The following is a 13,281-nucleotide window of genomic DNA, read 5'->3' as shown; positions in this document are numbered from 1 at the left end:
ATGGGCTTTCGCAGAATTCTGATTCTCTTTTTCTCCACGATGACCGTTTCGCTGGTGATTTTGCTGGTGCTGTTTAATCTGGTGTTTAAAAACATCGATTTGTCGTTCGATACCAAAACGCCCGAATCTGCGCCGATTCTTGAAGATGAGGGACCGCCTGCGGAATTTAAAGCCGCCAACACCGGCAGCGCGGTGGTCAGAGTACCGGGAAGCCCGGCATTTGTCGCTCCTGCCATTGCGCCCACGACGCAAGTCCAGACGCCCCCGCCGCAATCGGCTCAGGAAGCCGTGGTAGAATCGCCTTCGCATGCGCCGCCGACCTTAGTACAAGTCGAACCGCCCCCTCCTGCGGCCCCCGCGCTCAGGCGACCCATGACCCCGCCTCCGCCGCCGGTTACGCGTACGCTAGAACCCCCCGACCCGGCGTTTGAGCCGCGCCTCCGCCCGCGCGTCGCCCCGCCTGCGCCAACCCCGGTTGCGACCCCGCCTGCGCCCAAGACGCTGTATCAGGTGTATGTCGACGGTTATGGCTCAGACACTGAAGCCCGCGCTGCCGCTGAAACCCTCAAGGGCCGCGGCGTCGAAGCCTTCTCCGGTTTGTCCGGCGGACGTCACGTCGTCAAACTGGGCACCTTCTCCAGTCGCGAGAGCGCAGAAGCCGTCGCCGGCCAAAACGGCGCGAAAATCCGGCCAATTGCGCCCTAACGCGTAAAGCGCTTCAAAACGGCGTATTGCGTATCGCGCTGGGCTGCGTCGCGTCCGCTTGCATGAATCGCTTTGACCATCTCCGCCACGCTTTTTGTGGTGGGCGTCGCTCCAGCTTGCGTGACGACGTTTTCTTCCAGCAGCAGGCCGCCCATGTCGTTGGCCCCCATCGTCAAAGCGACCTGTCCGAGCTTCATGCCCTGCGTGATCCACGACGCGCCGATGTTGGGAATATTGTCCAGCACCAGGCGCGCCAGCGCCGTGACGCGTAAATACGCCAGCCCGTCGGGCGGAGGTTGCGTCAGACGGGCCAAAGCCGTGTTCTCACGTTGAAACGTCCACGGGATAAACGAGATGAAACCGCCGGAGCGATCCTGCAACGCGCGAATCTGAAGCAGATGATCGACAATATGCCAGTCGGACTCCATCATGCCAAACATCATGGTTGCAGAGGTCTTCAGACCCAGCTCGTGCGCGGCTTCCATAACGCCAAGCCAGTCTTCGGTATTGACCTTCTTACGACTCACGCGCCGACGGATATCATCGTGCAGAATTTCGCCTCCGGCGCCGGGCAGCGACGACAAGCCCGCCTCCTGCAAGCGTAATAACGTCTGGCGCAGCGTTTGACCGGTCTGCTCAGCCATAAACGCAATTTCGGTCGGAGAGAACGCGTGCAGCGTCAGCGCGGGAAAATCCCGCCGCAGTTGACGCAGTAAATCCAGATAGTATTCGAAGGGCAGCGCCGGATTAACCCCGCCTTGCAACAGGAGTTGCGTTCCGCCGAGCGTCACCAGCTCCTGGGCCTTGGCGTGGATTTCTTCATACGTCAGCGTATAGGCGTCGGGCGCGTCCGCATGGCGGTAAAAAGCGCAGAAGAGGCAATCGACGTTACAGATATTGGTGTAATTGACGTTGCGGTCGATGATAAACGTATATGGCGCGTCCGGGTCGTGAAAGCGCGCCTTGACGGTTTCGGCCATGGCGGCCAGCGTCAGCAGATCGGTTTCGCGAAACAGCTTCAGGGCCTGATCGCCGTCCACGCGTTGCGAGAAACGCAACGCCGGGGCGTCAGCGGCTGTCGGAAAGGGCATGGCAATCAAACCTCATCAAGCCGTTGGCGTGGCCTATACAACTCGCCCATAGAACGGAACGTTATGAGAACGGATCGTTACGGTAGCAAATCGCAAGCGATAGCTCAAGCGCTTTCAGCGCGGATCAGGGCTTTTCCAATGCCACGCGCCCGACCCGCTCCCCAATGCGTTCCCCAACGCGCTCAATCAGTTCGAGGATCTGGCGGTCGCTGAGAGGATCATCATGGTATTCCATCACGCCCGACTTGGGGAAACGCTTATCGACAAAAACCTGAGATTGCCAGCCCCGAATCCACTGACCGAGATGCGCGGCCACTCGATACGCCACGTATTTCGACGTGGGTGTCGACGCAGCAGGTCGCGAGGCGGCCCAACGCCATGGCATTTCGGGGGAAGGCTGCTGCGCTGAAATATAGAGGCGATCGAGGCCAGAGTGCGCCGTCATTAGTATCTGCTCCCTCTCTGGCGTCGTGAAGACCAGTTGACAGCAGGGTCCGTCGCGCGCGCCGTCACGCAGACAAAGCGCATACAGGCGCGACAGCATGTGATGCTCTGAAGACGCCTTCTGGGGAGCGTTCTGGAGACTGAGGGCACGAAAGGAATTGAGCATTTTCAAGACCGCGGCAACCGTATTACAGATAGTATCGAAAGAGGATACCGGTTTGCTGTAATAACGATCGTGACATAATCAACATGCCCCCATGATGCCCTCAATCGGAAGGCAACCGCTCATGACCGCTGTTTACGCCCGGATTCTAGCCATTGACTACGGTCAACGACGCATTGGTCTTGCGATCAGCGATCCGCTGGGGCATTTCGCCGTGGGGCTCCCGACGCTGGAGCGCAACGCCAGGACCGATCTCTGGACACCGCTGGCGGCGCTGCGGGATCAATACGGCGTTTCGACCATCGTACTCGGCCTGCCGCGCAACATGAACGGCAGCGAAGGCCCTATGGCGCAAAAAGTCCGCGCGTTTGGCGAGGCTTTGCAGACGCATCTAGGCTGCGAGGTTGTTTTCTTCGATGAGCGGCTTACCTCAACGCTGGCGCAGCAGACCTTACGCGCCCAGGGCATTGCGCCGTCCCGTCAGAAAGGATTGGTAGACCAGGCCGCCGCCGCGCGTATTTTACAGGATTATCTCGATGCGCGGGCGCGGCAAACGTCGCCCGAGTCGCCAGACGCCGTCAGTTAGCCAGCTCAAACGTGGCATTGACAACCGCCGTGACTTTTTTCTCGCGCGACGAGGTGTCATTCACCCCGTAATCAGAGACTTCTGTAGAATTGGGGGCCGTGATCTGAAAGACGCCCATATTGGCCGTGCGCAAGCGACCAATGCCGCGCCCGGTGCTTTTGGCCATGCTTTGGGCGCGCTGAAAGGCGTTTTGCGTCGCATCACCCAGCATTTTAACCTTGAGATCGTCGAGCTTGGTGTAATAGAACGACGGGGTTTGTGAATCCACTACCATGTCGCGCGACATCAAAGACGTGGCTTCGCGCGCGGCGCGGTCAATCTTCACCACATCCGCTGAGCGCGAGGTGATGGTTTGCGACAACTCATAACCTTCTATCTGATTGGTGGTATCACCGCGATCGTTGAGTTTATACAGAGCGGTCGTGCCAATTTGCGAGACTTCCATCTCGGCGGCCGTCACGCCGACGCTTTTCAGATACTCGACAATCACGGCGCGATCGCTTTGCAGCGCCTTGAAGGCGCTGGCCGGGGCATTGGCGCGCCGCGCAAAACGGCACGTCCATTCTGCGAAATCCGACTGGATGTTTTTGGCCGCTGCGCCCGTGACGGTCACCACTTCGTAGGGATAGCGCTTCACCTGTACCAGCGCCGAGGCGGCGACCATGGCGGCCACGGTCAGGCCAATCATCAGAAACAGGCCCAGCAGGGCGAGTTGGAATTCCTTGACGCGTTCCAGCGCGTTTTCGGGCGCGGCCACAGGCGTTCTCCTTCTTATAGTATTCTTGTCGCAGTCTGGGTATATCCGTCGTGACGAACCCCTCGGCGTTCCTCGTCGCCCGCCAGAAGCAGAGCGCCCGCAACGCAAAGCGTCCGTGTCGGCCTATTATACCCGCAAGCCCTGAATTAACCTATGGCCTGGCGATTCTCAAAAAACGGCTCAGTCACCGATTGCAGCATCCGTTCAAGATCATCGGATTCATTGAGCAGGAAGAAATCCATATACTGGTTGCGCTCCAGCACTTCGCGCGAGATGGCCAGCGCATCGCCCAGCAATTGCTGCTGCCAGCGTTCTTCTTCGCCCTCGGTCAGGCGGATGGCCATGGCCAGATGCGAAGGGCCCTGCGCAATGGAGACGTCAAACACATAGGCGGATTTTACCCAGCGCTCGCGCTGGCCGAAGCAGCCTTTCAGGCGCTCGGTCAACATTTGCGCCGACAACGTGGTGGGGGCCCAGACGGTAATCTCGGTCTGCGGGGCGACGTTCATGCCAGCCTCAAGCGCGTGGCGACGCGGCGGAGCCAGCCCATCGGCCAGATACGACAGCTCATACGGCGAGAGAGCGGCGCGCGCAGGCCCTGCCGGGTTAATTAAGACGAAATCAAGCCCCTGCTCCATCACTTTGGCGCTAAGCGTGCGGAAGGGGATGCCCACATATCGCATGGGCTCATGAATCCACATCGACAGGGTTTCAGGCGAGGTAAACACGGCCACGCCCGTTTCACCCTCCGGGTTCTGAACCGTCATCAAGCGGTACGAGGCCGGTTTCTCGCCGCCGCCGTCTCTTTCCGGGGACTCAACCGTGGGAACCAGAATCGTGGCGTGGCCGAGCATCTCGTAAAACGGCGCCATTAACGACGAGAATTCCGTCTCGTCGCAAAGAGCCATTTCATCGGCCAGGCGTTCCATGAGCGCTTCCAGCTCGGCGACGCTCGTCGACGGTCGCCGCCGCTTGACCAGCCCCTCTTCTGAGGCGCGGGCGGACGGTTTTTGGGATTTTCGCGACCCAAAGAGATTCCAGAACATCGCGGACTTTCCCCTGCGGCTTGCGGTCGACGACACCTTATAGCTATCGGCGTCTGACGCGCAGACTGAAGCCCGCCCCCCTTATTTTTCTCAAAATCGCCCGAATGACCCAGAGCATTGCGACCCGATTTCAGAAAAATCCCGCGCCCTGTTTAAGGCGTGCGCGACACCGTCGCGATGGCTTTTTCCAGGGCCTGACGCCGCGACGCTTCCAGTTCGCCGATGTGGCGCCACACAATCCGCCCGCTTTTATCCACCAGATAAAACGTCGGGAAACTACTGACGCACAAGCCCTTGATCAAGTCTTTGGAAGGCCGATCCAGAATCGGGTACGTCACGCCGTATTGATCACGAAACGCGATGGCGGTCGAAGCCTCTTCGGCGGCATCTCCCGCATTGACGGCCAGCACCAGCATGCGATCGCCGTATGATTGTTGTAAGGCGCGTAGCGTGGGCACGCTCGCCTTGCAGTGCGGGCACCAGGTCGCAAACAGCTCAATCAACGCCATTTTGACGCGCGGCGTGCGCAGGGCCTCTGATAGAGTAAACGTCTGGCCTTCCAACGTGTTGAGCGTCAGGGGCGGCAGCGCAGCGCCCATCGGCAAAATGCGGCGATTTTCGCGATTCTCGTAGGTTTCGCACGCCGATGCAGAGGTTTGAGCCCGATCCGCCACGCCTTGATACAGCGCGTAGCCGCCCACACCCGCAAGCAACAGAATCGTCAGGGAAATCAACAGGGTGCGAGTTAACATCATCGGGGCGTACGAGTCTCCATGGGTCAAAACGCGCTACGATATTCATTGTATCAAACAGCGCGCCAACGGAGACGCATCCCTTTGACGGCTTCTTTTCTCGCCCGCCTTCAGCCGTTGTCACGGCGGGTCGTCGCGTCGCCCCTGACACAATTGCTCGCGCGAGTGTTTCTGGGCGGTCTGTTCGTGTGGAGCGGCCTTGAAAAGTGCTGGCACTTCGAGGCATTCATGGCCGCAGTTCATGCCTATGGCGTCTTGCCAGCGGATTGGGCCATATTTTACGCGCATGCGCTGCCGTGGGCAGAGATTCTCGCGGGCGCGTATCTCATCGTCGGGCTGTTTACGCGCTGGGCCGCCGGGCTCATCGCGGCGATGATGCTGAGTTTTATCATCGCCATCGCGTGGGTGCTGGCGCGAGGCGGGGCCATTGATTGCGGCTGCTTTGTCGGCGGCCGTCAAGAACCGCTGACGCCGCAAAAATTGCTGGAAGATATTGCCTTGCTGGCCATGAGCCTCTGGCTGATCGTATCGCCCAGCGGGCCCTGGAGTCTGGATCGCCTGCTGCGCCGCAAGAATCAAACGCCGCCCGCTGTCTAACGATTCTCGCCTGATTTGAGAAAGAGACGACAGGACACGCGCCCGCTCAACAGGGCTTAACGCGCGCTCTCGCAAGGGATTAGCCCCCTTTTAGATTTGAATTCTTAAGAAAGTCTAAAAAAAATTTTTAGAAATTGACCCTAAAAAGGCAATTTTAATCTTTAGAATGTTTTTATTTTTGTATAAATCGAACACCTTTCTCCCCGGTTTTCAATCCTCACCCCTTCTTCTTCAGCTTATTTCTTCTCAAGTCTATTTCTTCTCAAGTCTATTTCTTCTCAACCTGATTTTAACGCTTTCACAACGTCCTCCCCGGAATGACCCCGCGAGAGAAACCATAAAGGAGAGTATCAATGGGTTTTGCGGCAAGCCAAGCAAGATTTTTGATCCTGACCGCCCGCAAAAGCGACCTGGAACTCCAGGGGCAGTTCATCAACCAAGCCCGGATGCAGCTGGCCAACATCACCGGCTCTCTGTTCGCCATTAGCGCAAACCTGGAACCCGAATCGCCGCAAGCGATGGCCCTCCAGGCGCGGATCGCCTCTCTGCAGGCGATGGATAAAGCCCTGGAACTTCAGTTGCGTCGGGTCGATACGCAACGCGATGCGGTTCAAACCGAGATCGACGCCGTTCGGAAGGTCATCGGGAAGAATATCGCTTCCACGTTCAAGACCTTCTCATAAGTCGGCGCAGTTCCCCCTCGTTTGTAGCGCGACGATCCCAGATAGAAGTGACGAAAGGATAACGTAGCATGTCAGTTTCTCCCTTTGGACAAGGCGGCGGCTACCCGTACATGACCGGGTTCGGCCCCAGCACGGCGGCCGGCGGATTCTCCCAGCAGTCTTTCGGTTTCCCCGGCATCACCGGTTTCGGGTTCCCCCCTCCGTTTGTCGATCCCCTGTTTTTCTTCACCCCTGCGGCCAGTTCGTTTAACATTAACCGCTTGTTGGGCATTTCCAGCGGTCAATCGGTCCCGATTAACGTCGGCCCGACGCCCTCGACCCTGGGTATTTCGCCCTTCCTCCTCGGATTCGGCTTCTTCGGCGGCGGATCCGGCGGACAAGGCGGCGGCGGCATGTTCGGCGGCGGCGGCTATGGCGGCTACGGCGGATACTAAAACACGTCGTTATTGACTCAATTATTCCCAAAACGCGTCGGAGAAGTCTCTCCGGCGCGTTTGGCCTATATTACGCGATCAGGCTTTTGCCCAAAGTTTTGCCGACGCGTTACGACACCTCGCGTCGACCTTCCAGCGCGCGGCTGATGGTCAGCGGATCCGCGTAATCGAGTTCGCCGCCGGCGGGCAGGCCAAACGCAATGCGGGTCAACAGAATCGCCAGCGGGCGGATCAGTCGCGTCAGGTAAAGCGTCGTCGCATCGCCCTCGATTGAAGGCGGCAACGCCAGAATGATTTCGCGCACCGGCGCAACGCCTGCCGTATCGGGGGTCAGGCGCGCCAACAACTCGCGGATTTTCAAGTCATCCGGGCCAACGCCATCCATGGGAGAAATCAGCCCATGGAGGACATGATAGCGCCCGTGAAACGAGCCCGCGCGCTCCAGAGCCAGCAAATCCTGCGGGTCGGCCACCACGGCGACAATCCCGGCATCGCGCTGAGCGTTGACGCAGATTTCGCACGGCGATTGCGCCGACAGGTTCTGGCAGACGCCGCATTCGCCAATGGCGTTTTTGGCCTCAATCAGCGCATCGGCAAATTGGCGCACTTCGGCCATGGGCTGACGCAGGACGTGAAACGCCAGCCGCTGGGCAGATTTAGGGCCGATGCCCGGCAGCTTCTGAAACGTCTCGACCAGGCGAGCCAGCGGCAACGTGTACAGCGACATAGCGTCCTGAAATTAATTCGGCGTAACGCTTAAAAAGGAAGCTTCATCCCGGGGGGCAAGGGCATCCCGGCGGTGACGTCGTCCATTTTTTCCTTGGTGATTTTTTCGGCCTTGGCGTTTAAATCGCGCAACGCCGTGAGAATCAGATCTTCCAGCGTTTCGCGATCGCCCAGCGCTTCCGCCTGCACCGTCACGCTGCGGAACTCGAGCTTGGCGTTACTGGTAATGACGATGGCGCCACCGCCCGCCGACCCCTGAATTTCCATTTCGCCCATTTCTTCCTGCATGCGCTGCATTTTTTCCTGCATCTTCTGGGCCTGTTTCATCATCTTCTGAATATCAAACATGGCGGGTCTCTCTTTCACTCACACATGAAACGCCGCCATTATAGCGCAAAGACGCAAACGGCCCCGTCTCCAGAGCCGTGCACGCGCGCCGCGTTGTCGCAGACAGGCGCGATTACAGAAACATCAGCAGAATCATCGGAATAATCGGCCAGAGCGAGCGAATCATCGTGCTGCGCGTCACCGGCGCGCCTGCAGAAGTAATGGGGTTTTCCGGATCGGCGGTGGTCACGGCAGCCACGCGATCCAGACGCTCGACCAACGGGGTCTGGGGAGGAGCCAGCCGTTTGAAAATCGTCATTTCCAGCCGCGCCACGCGCGCTTCCGGAGATTCATTGGCAAAACGGCGCCGAAAGGTTTGCATCTCGGCGGCGCTCAGGCGCGCTTCCTCATCGGGAGTCAGCACGCCCGGCAATGCGTCTGGCAAGACGTCCGACGCGCCAGAGTCGGAGCGCGAATAAGCCTCTTGAGCAGAACCCGCGCTGACGCCAGCGGCAGAAGAAGTACCGATGGCTGTCTCGTCGTCTTGCTCGGGCGGCCAATTCGTCCCAAAAATCTTGTTGCGCAGGGCGTCCACGCGATCGCTCGCTTCTCCAGAACGCGCTTGTCCAAACACGCGCGTTTCCAGTCGCGCCAGCCGGGTTTGTAGAGGTTCATGGCCATAGGCGCGGCCCAAGGCCTTATTCTCCAGCAGATCGACCATCGGCAGATCAGAGGCGGCGGCGTTTGGCGAAGCCAACGGCGGCAATGTCGCCTGAGCGCTGGCATTACCTCGATTCATAGTCTCAAAACCCTGTGGTTCTGAGTCTGTATTGGCCCCTGTGTCCGTCTCATTGTCAGAGGCAGAGGAGGCCACAGGCGTCATGGCAGCTTTACGCTGCAAAAGCGCCTCGTGTAAGGCGAGCAAGCGCGCTTCCATTGGCTCACCATCTCGCGCGGCGCCGAAGACGAGCGATTCCAGACGCCCCAGACGCGCTTGAGGCGCTTCGCCCTCATGGCGGGCGGGCAGGAGGGCTTCTTCCATCCAGCCCAGGCGCTGGGCGTCTGGCGGCGAGAGAATCCCTTCGGCGGCATGGGCCGAAACGCCCGCCGTCAAAACGAGTACCGCCCCCAGGGTCAGAATCCAGAATCGCAGATGCGTATCACGTCCCATACAAACCAGACTCCTTAATCGCGACGGCCCACGTTCGCCCACGGCGGACGCTTACCATAAATAAAAAGACGACGGCCCGCGAAAGTGTTCCGCCGCGCGCGTCGACACGCGTTTCTTTAATGTTATGATCACGTTCGTTATGCCGCTTTTTCAAATGAAAACCCTTCGCGGGAAATACCAAATCAAGCCTAACACCTTCGTTGCCTGCCATCTGGAAGTGGAGGAGGCGACGGAAAAAGAATGGCGGGTCTACGTAGGCATCACGCGGCGCGCCGATCGACGCCTGCCGCCCGGCACGCGGATTTTGATCGACCCCGTCAGTTTTCGTCAGGGAGAAGGCGCTTCGAGCCGCCCGGGCGAAACCGGCGCGTTTGAAACCTTCGCGCTGACTGTCCACGAGCCGCTGGTGTATGCGGGGGCAACTGAGACAGTGCATCTCTGCTCGGGTCTGCAACGCGAAACGCACGCAGATCGCCGCCGAACGCTGCGACGCGACGCCTTCTTCCCGATGGCGCTGGGAGAGGATTTTGCGTGGCAAGTGGTCAATGCTTCTCCCAAAGGCCTTGCCTTGTCTTATCAGAGCAACACGCCGGTGCTGTCAATGGCGCTGGGCCGAGAATACAGTTTTCAGGCGCTTCACAAGGGCCAGTCTTACGCCTTTCCGCTGCGCCTGCGGCATATCCATTCCAACTGGGAATCGTTTACGCACACGCTGGGATTTGAAACCGGCATCCTGAACGTCGATCAGGAAACGGTCCTGAACCTGCTCATCGACCCTGCCTACACCATCGCGCTACGCGATTCGGAAGTAGACGCCGGAGAAGGCCGCATCCGCGGAACGTAACGCGTTACCCCGCCACAACGCTTATTGAAGCCGGTATAGTCGCCGGTAATTCCAGTAGGCGCCAAACACTTTTTTAATATAGAGCCGCGTTTGATCGTAGGGGATTTCTTCGACAAACTGATCAGGGTCGCGCGCAAAAACGGCCGATTTCGAAACCCAGCGTTTGACAGCGTTTGGGCCCCCGTTATACGCCCCCACCATCAACATGGGCTGCCCGGGAAATGTCTGATCCAGATGCCCTAGGTACCGGCAGCCAAATCGAATGTTAAGTTCCGGCTGAAACAACGCCATCGTCTGAAAGCCGCCAACGCCCAGCCATCCCGCGACTTCTCCGGCAGTGGCGGGCATCAGCTGCATCAGACCGAGCGCCCGGGAACTGCTCACCGCCATTTCGTTGAAATAGCTCTCTTCCCGGGTCAACGACAGCGCCAGCAACGGATCAATGCGGTTGGAGCGGGCTTCGCGTTCTAGAATCGGCGCAAAATACAGCGGGTATAACAGCTTCATTTCGGCGGCGCTGGGATCAAAAGCCGAGCGGTCGCCCTGACGCGCACGTTCGTCGAGATTCTCTCTTAAGAGACGAATCCCCTGAGCCCGATCGCCTGCGCGATGCAGGCAGGCGCTTTTCAGCAAAATCGCCGCGCGAGAAGGACTTGCCGTCGCTTGCGACGAGGACGTCTGCGCAAGCGCCAGATCATCACAGGCGCCGATCGCCATCAATTCGCCGGCCGCCGAACGCAACGACTCGGGCACACTGTCCATCGACACAGCGTCGCTTCCCGGTTCAGGCGCAGACGGCAACGCACGCCCCGGACGGGTTTGCCAGAGAGGATCGGGGCGACCATGGCGCAGCGCCAACACACGGCCATACGCGCGAAACGCATAATAACTCGCCGGATACGCAGACAGGAGCGAATCGTAAGCATTCAAGGCATCTTGCCTGGCGCCGCGACGCTCCAGCAGTTTGGCGCGCCAGAAAAGCGCTTGCGGCGCCGATTGCGAATGAGGATAAGCCTGAAGATGCCTCTCGCTCTGGGCTAAATACGCCTGCGTCTGACCGCTCCGGATCAGGCGCCACATCAGACGCCATCCGCTTTCCGGCGCGTAGTCGCCTTGCGGGTAACGCGTGAGAATTTCCTGCCAATAGGCAGGCGCGCCCGCCGAATCTAACTCTGCCAGACGCCACAAGACATAATCGCCTCCGGCAGCAGTCGGCGCTTTTTGCGCGTCCTGCAGGCGCAGCTTACTCAGCGCAGCGGCGGCCTGATCAGCAGGGAGAAGACGAACAAGGAGATCGACGCCTTTGGCGCGTTGTTCGGCGTCAAGGGCGACCGCCAGACCGCGAAGCGCCGTCTCGGCGGACTGTGTCGGCTCGCCGGCGTCGCGCAGCGCCATCGCCTGACTCAGCCAGATATCCTGAAAAGGCGCACAGTCAAAAAACCGCATGGCATTTTTAGGAAAAGCCCCATGGCTGGCAAGTCCCAGCGAGATGCGTCGACAATCGTCCGCCGCAGGAGCTTCCAGAGCGCCTTGCAGGGTTGAGGCGATCTCGAAGGCAAAGCGCCCGTCCGGGCTTTTGTCGAGGTACTCGCGCCAGAAGGCGAGTTGGGCTTGCGGCAAAACGCGGCGCGGAGGCGTGGGCGATCCTGAAGCGGCAGCTTCGACGCTCGCCGCCCGTCCCGCAAGTTCGCCCAGATAATACAGGCTGGCAATGCCATAATCGCTTTGACCAAACTGCTGCCGCGTTTTGATGAAAGCCTCGCGAGCCGCCTCTTCTTGACGCGCGCGTAAACGCGATTGTCCCAGCGCGTACAGTGCCGCCCCATGTAAGGGACTAGCCGGGACTTGAGCAATGACGTCTTTCAGGCGCTCTTGCGCGGCGGCCTCTTGCCCTTGCGCGCCCAGCGCCTCCGCCTGATGAAAGAGAATCCAAGGGCTCAAAGCGGGAAGAGCCGACTCTAACTGATTGAATCCGTCCAGCGCCGCTTTGGCGTCGCCCTGGCTTTGCGCGCTCAGGCTTTTACGATACAGCGCGCGCGCCGCGTCTAACGAAAGCGGCTGAGCGGGATTAAACAGGCGGCTGTCTCGTTGCGCCGTGCGCGTGGCGCGCTGAAAGCCATCGATAACCGATTCCACCGCCTCGCTGACGTTCCAGCCCGATTGAACGCCCCACCACGCCAGCGCGACAACGCCCGCAACCAAGGCCGCGCCCGCAAGAGATTTCGCCATGATGCTCCGACTCGCCTTCCCGGCCCCGCGTCGCCTGTTACTCGCCATCGCTGCGCATCCAGCCGCCTGTGATTGTCCGGTGTATCGCCTGATCGTTTACCGTCGAGCCTGCGGCCTTTTCTCTTAAGAGCGGCGCGACGAGCAGCGAACGGGCCCGAGGCAGCATAGCATTCATCGGCCAGCGCGGGCAAGGCATTGGAGGATGGCTCCCATACGGCCGAACTTACGCTATAGTAAGGAGATGCGCAGCAATGTTCGTCCCTTTCCTCCACGCGCCGCCGCCGGTCTCGACTGGCGCGATCGCCTCGGCGCCGTCGGCTTCTATCTCGCCTTTGGCGCGCTGGTCTTCTTCCAGATGGGCAGCGGACTGCCGCTCAATCTCTTTTTTCTGGCCGCTATTTTCTATGGGGCCTTTATTCATCGCGGGCGTCTGAAATGGTCGTATTTCCTGCGCTTTCACTTCCTGCAAGGGTGCATGCTCTTTTTCCTGCTCTACTGGAGTATCTCGCTGATTCTGCTTCTGGGAAAGCTTGTCATCGCCAGCGCAGCCATCTTCCCGGTCTCCTTAGACTTTCGTCAGGCGGTGATGACTGCTCTTATCTACTCCGCGCTGGCATTTCAAGGGATTGTCGCCCTGACGTCTGTTTTTCAGGCGGCGTTGGCGCTGGGCGGAAAAACGCCTCGCATGCCGGTGGTAACGTCGAACGTCGTTTTTTGGGCGTAGTC

At 59.5% G+C, this 13,281-nt stretch carries 16 protein-coding genes; 7 read left to right on the top strand and 9 right to left on the bottom strand.

What is annotated here, in order from left to right:
• Entirely contained in the window at positions 1 to 705 is a 705-nt protein-coding gene (locus IPK79_05985) for a hypothetical protein (GenBank protein ID MBK8189984.1), read from the top strand.
• Here the strand turns inward: IPK79_05985 and mqnC are convergent.
• Together mqnC and IPK79_05975 are read right to left on the bottom strand one after the other, a co-directional pair.
• Complete coding sequence (mqnC, locus tag IPK79_05980; GenBank protein MBK8189983.1) at positions 702 to 1,796, bottom strand: dehypoxanthine futalosine cyclase; 1,095 nt, start codon at positions 1,794 to 1,796, stop codon at positions 702 to 704. The two genes, IPK79_05985 and mqnC, sit on opposite strands and share 4 nt — an antisense overlap.
• 124 nt (positions 1,797 to 1,920) lie before the next feature.
• Positions 1,921 to 2,241: a hypothetical protein gene (locus tag IPK79_05975; protein ID MBK8189982.1), complete on the bottom strand. Its 321-nt coding sequence runs from the start codon at positions 2,239 to 2,241 to the stop codon at positions 1,921 to 1,923.
• A gap of 286 nt (positions 2,242 to 2,527) precedes the next feature.
• Between IPK79_05975 and ruvX the strand changes: the two genes are divergently transcribed.
• Positions 2,528 to 2,989 (top strand): Holliday junction resolvase RuvX, encoded by a 462-nt coding sequence (ruvX, locus tag IPK79_05970; GenBank protein ID MBK8189981.1) that lies wholly within the window; start codon positions 2,528 to 2,530, stop codon positions 2,987 to 2,989.
• On the opposite strand, the gene IPK79_05965 is transcribed toward ruvX, so the two are convergent.
• From IPK79_05965 to IPK79_05955, 3 genes are all read right to left on the bottom strand, one after another.
• On the bottom strand, positions 2,982 to 3,746 hold the full coding sequence (locus IPK79_05965) for an SIMPL domain-containing protein (protein ID MBK8189980.1): 765 nt from the start codon (positions 3,744 to 3,746) through the stop codon (positions 2,982 to 2,984). The genes ruvX and IPK79_05965 overlap by 8 nt on opposite strands.
• A gap of 146 nt (positions 3,747 to 3,892) precedes the next feature.
• On the bottom strand, positions 3,893 to 4,792 hold the full coding sequence (locus tag IPK79_05960; GenBank protein MBK8189979.1) for an enhanced serine sensitivity protein SseB C-terminal domain-containing protein: 900 nt from the start codon (positions 4,790 to 4,792) through the stop codon (positions 3,893 to 3,895).
• A gap of 152 nt (positions 4,793 to 4,944) precedes the next feature.
• Entirely contained in the window at positions 4,945 to 5,547 is a 603-nt protein-coding gene (locus IPK79_05955; protein ID MBK8189978.1) for a TlpA family protein disulfide reductase, read from the bottom strand.
• 81 nt (positions 5,548 to 5,628) lie between these two features.
• Between IPK79_05955 and IPK79_05950 the strand changes: the two genes are divergently transcribed.
• From IPK79_05950 to IPK79_05940, 3 genes are all read left to right on the top strand, one after another.
• Positions 5,629 to 6,141, top strand: coding sequence for a DoxX family membrane protein (locus IPK79_05950; GenBank protein ID MBK8189977.1), 513 nt, complete (start codon positions 5,629 to 5,631; stop codon positions 6,139 to 6,141).
• Positions 6,142 to 6,494: 353 nt separating this feature from the next.
• On the top strand, positions 6,495 to 6,824 hold the full coding sequence (locus IPK79_05945) for a hypothetical protein (GenBank protein ID MBK8189976.1): 330 nt from the start codon (positions 6,495 to 6,497) through the stop codon (positions 6,822 to 6,824).
• Between the two features lie 68 nt (positions 6,825 to 6,892).
• A complete protein-coding gene (locus tag IPK79_05940) occupies positions 6,893 to 7,258 on the top strand; it encodes a hypothetical protein (protein ID MBK8189975.1) in 366 nt (121 codons plus the stop codon).
• A 109-nt stretch (positions 7,259 to 7,367) separates the two neighbouring features.
• On the opposite strand, the gene recR is transcribed toward IPK79_05940, so the two are convergent.
• The 3 genes from recR to IPK79_05925 form a co-directional block, all read right to left on the bottom strand.
• On the bottom strand, positions 7,368 to 7,985 hold the full coding sequence (recR, locus tag IPK79_05935) for a recombination protein RecR (protein ID MBK8189974.1): 618 nt from the start codon (positions 7,983 to 7,985) through the stop codon (positions 7,368 to 7,370).
• 29 nt (positions 7,986 to 8,014) lie between these two features.
• The gene (locus IPK79_05930; GenBank protein MBK8189973.1) at positions 8,015 to 8,332 is read right to left on the bottom strand and encodes a YbaB/EbfC family nucleoid-associated protein; all 318 of its coding nucleotides are present in this window, start codon (positions 8,330 to 8,332) and stop codon (positions 8,015 to 8,017) included.
• A gap of 112 nt (positions 8,333 to 8,444) precedes the next feature.
• Positions 8,445 to 9,482: a hypothetical protein gene (locus IPK79_05925; protein MBK8189972.1), complete on the bottom strand. Its 1,038-nt coding sequence runs from the start codon at positions 9,480 to 9,482 to the stop codon at positions 8,445 to 8,447.
• Positions 9,483 to 9,621: 139 nt separating this feature from the next.
• On the opposite strand from IPK79_05925, the gene IPK79_05920 reads away from it, so the two are divergent.
• On the top strand, positions 9,622 to 10,326 hold the full coding sequence (locus IPK79_05920; protein MBK8189971.1) for a hypothetical protein: 705 nt from the start codon (positions 9,622 to 9,624) through the stop codon (positions 10,324 to 10,326).
• Between the two features lie 21 nt (positions 10,327 to 10,347).
• Here IPK79_05920 and IPK79_05915 read toward each other — a convergent pair whose 3' ends face one another.
• Complete coding sequence (locus tag IPK79_05915) at positions 10,348 to 12,555, bottom strand: transglycosylase SLT domain-containing protein (GenBank protein ID MBK8189970.1); 2,208 nt, start codon at positions 12,553 to 12,555, stop codon at positions 10,348 to 10,350.
• Between the two features lie 202 nt (positions 12,556 to 12,757).
• Here IPK79_05915 and IPK79_05910 point away from each other — a divergent pair, with 202 nt between their 5' ends.
• Positions 12,758 to 13,279 carry a hypothetical protein gene (locus IPK79_05910; GenBank protein MBK8189969.1) on the top strand — a complete coding sequence of 174 codons (522 nt, stop codon included), beginning with the start codon at positions 12,758 to 12,760 and terminating at the stop codon, positions 13,277 to 13,279.
• The last annotated feature ends 2 nt before the right edge of the window (positions 13,280 to 13,281 follow it).

It is taken from the genome of Vampirovibrionales bacterium (assembly GCA_016712355.1).
In the GTDB taxonomy this organism is placed as follows: domain Bacteria; phylum Cyanobacteriota; class Vampirovibrionia; order Vampirovibrionales; family Vampirovibrionaceae; genus JADJRF01.
Note: the sequence above shows the minus strand (reverse complement) of the source record. Positions and strands in the feature narration are given on the sequence as shown.

Coding starts and splice junctions, on each gene's coding strand:
- IPK79_05985 (MBK8189984.1), top strand. CDS start 1: ATGGGCTTTCGCAGAATTCTGATTCTCTTTTTCTCCACGATGACCGTT.
- mqnC (MBK8189983.1), bottom strand. CDS start 1,796: ATGCCCTTTCCGACAGCCGCTGACGCCCCGGCGTTGCGTTTCTCGCAA.
- IPK79_05975 (MBK8189982.1), bottom strand. CDS start 2,241: ATGACGGCGCACTCTGGCCTCGATCGCCTCTATATTTCAGCGCAGCAG.
- ruvX (MBK8189981.1), top strand. CDS start 2,528: ATGACCGCTGTTTACGCCCGGATTCTAGCCATTGACTACGGTCAACGA.
- IPK79_05960 (MBK8189979.1), bottom strand. CDS start 4,792: ATGTTCTGGAATCTCTTTGGGTCGCGAAAATCCCAAAAACCGTCCGCC.
- IPK79_05955 (MBK8189978.1), bottom strand. CDS start 5,547: ATGATGTTAACTCGCACCCTGTTGATTTCCCTGACGATTCTGTTGCTT.
- IPK79_05945 (MBK8189976.1), top strand. CDS start 6,495: ATGGGTTTTGCGGCAAGCCAAGCAAGATTTTTGATCCTGACCGCCCGC.
- IPK79_05940 (MBK8189975.1), top strand. CDS start 6,893: ATGTCAGTTTCTCCCTTTGGACAAGGCGGCGGCTACCCGTACATGACC.
- recR (MBK8189974.1), bottom strand. CDS start 7,985: ATGTCGCTGTACACGTTGCCGCTGGCTCGCCTGGTCGAGACGTTTCAG.
- IPK79_05930 (MBK8189973.1), bottom strand. CDS start 8,332: ATGTTTGATATTCAGAAGATGATGAAACAGGCCCAGAAGATGCAGGAA.
- IPK79_05925 (MBK8189972.1), bottom strand. CDS start 9,482: ATGGGACGTGATACGCATCTGCGATTCTGGATTCTGACCCTGGGGGCG.
- IPK79_05920 (MBK8189971.1), top strand. CDS start 9,622: ATGCCGCTTTTTCAAATGAAAACCCTTCGCGGGAAATACCAAATCAAG.
- IPK79_05915 (MBK8189970.1), bottom strand. CDS start 12,555: ATGGCGAAATCTCTTGCGGGCGCGGCCTTGGTTGCGGGCGTTGTCGCG.
- IPK79_05910 (MBK8189969.1), top strand. CDS start 12,758: ATGGCTCCCATACGGCCGAACTTACGCTATAGTAAGGAGATGCGCAGC.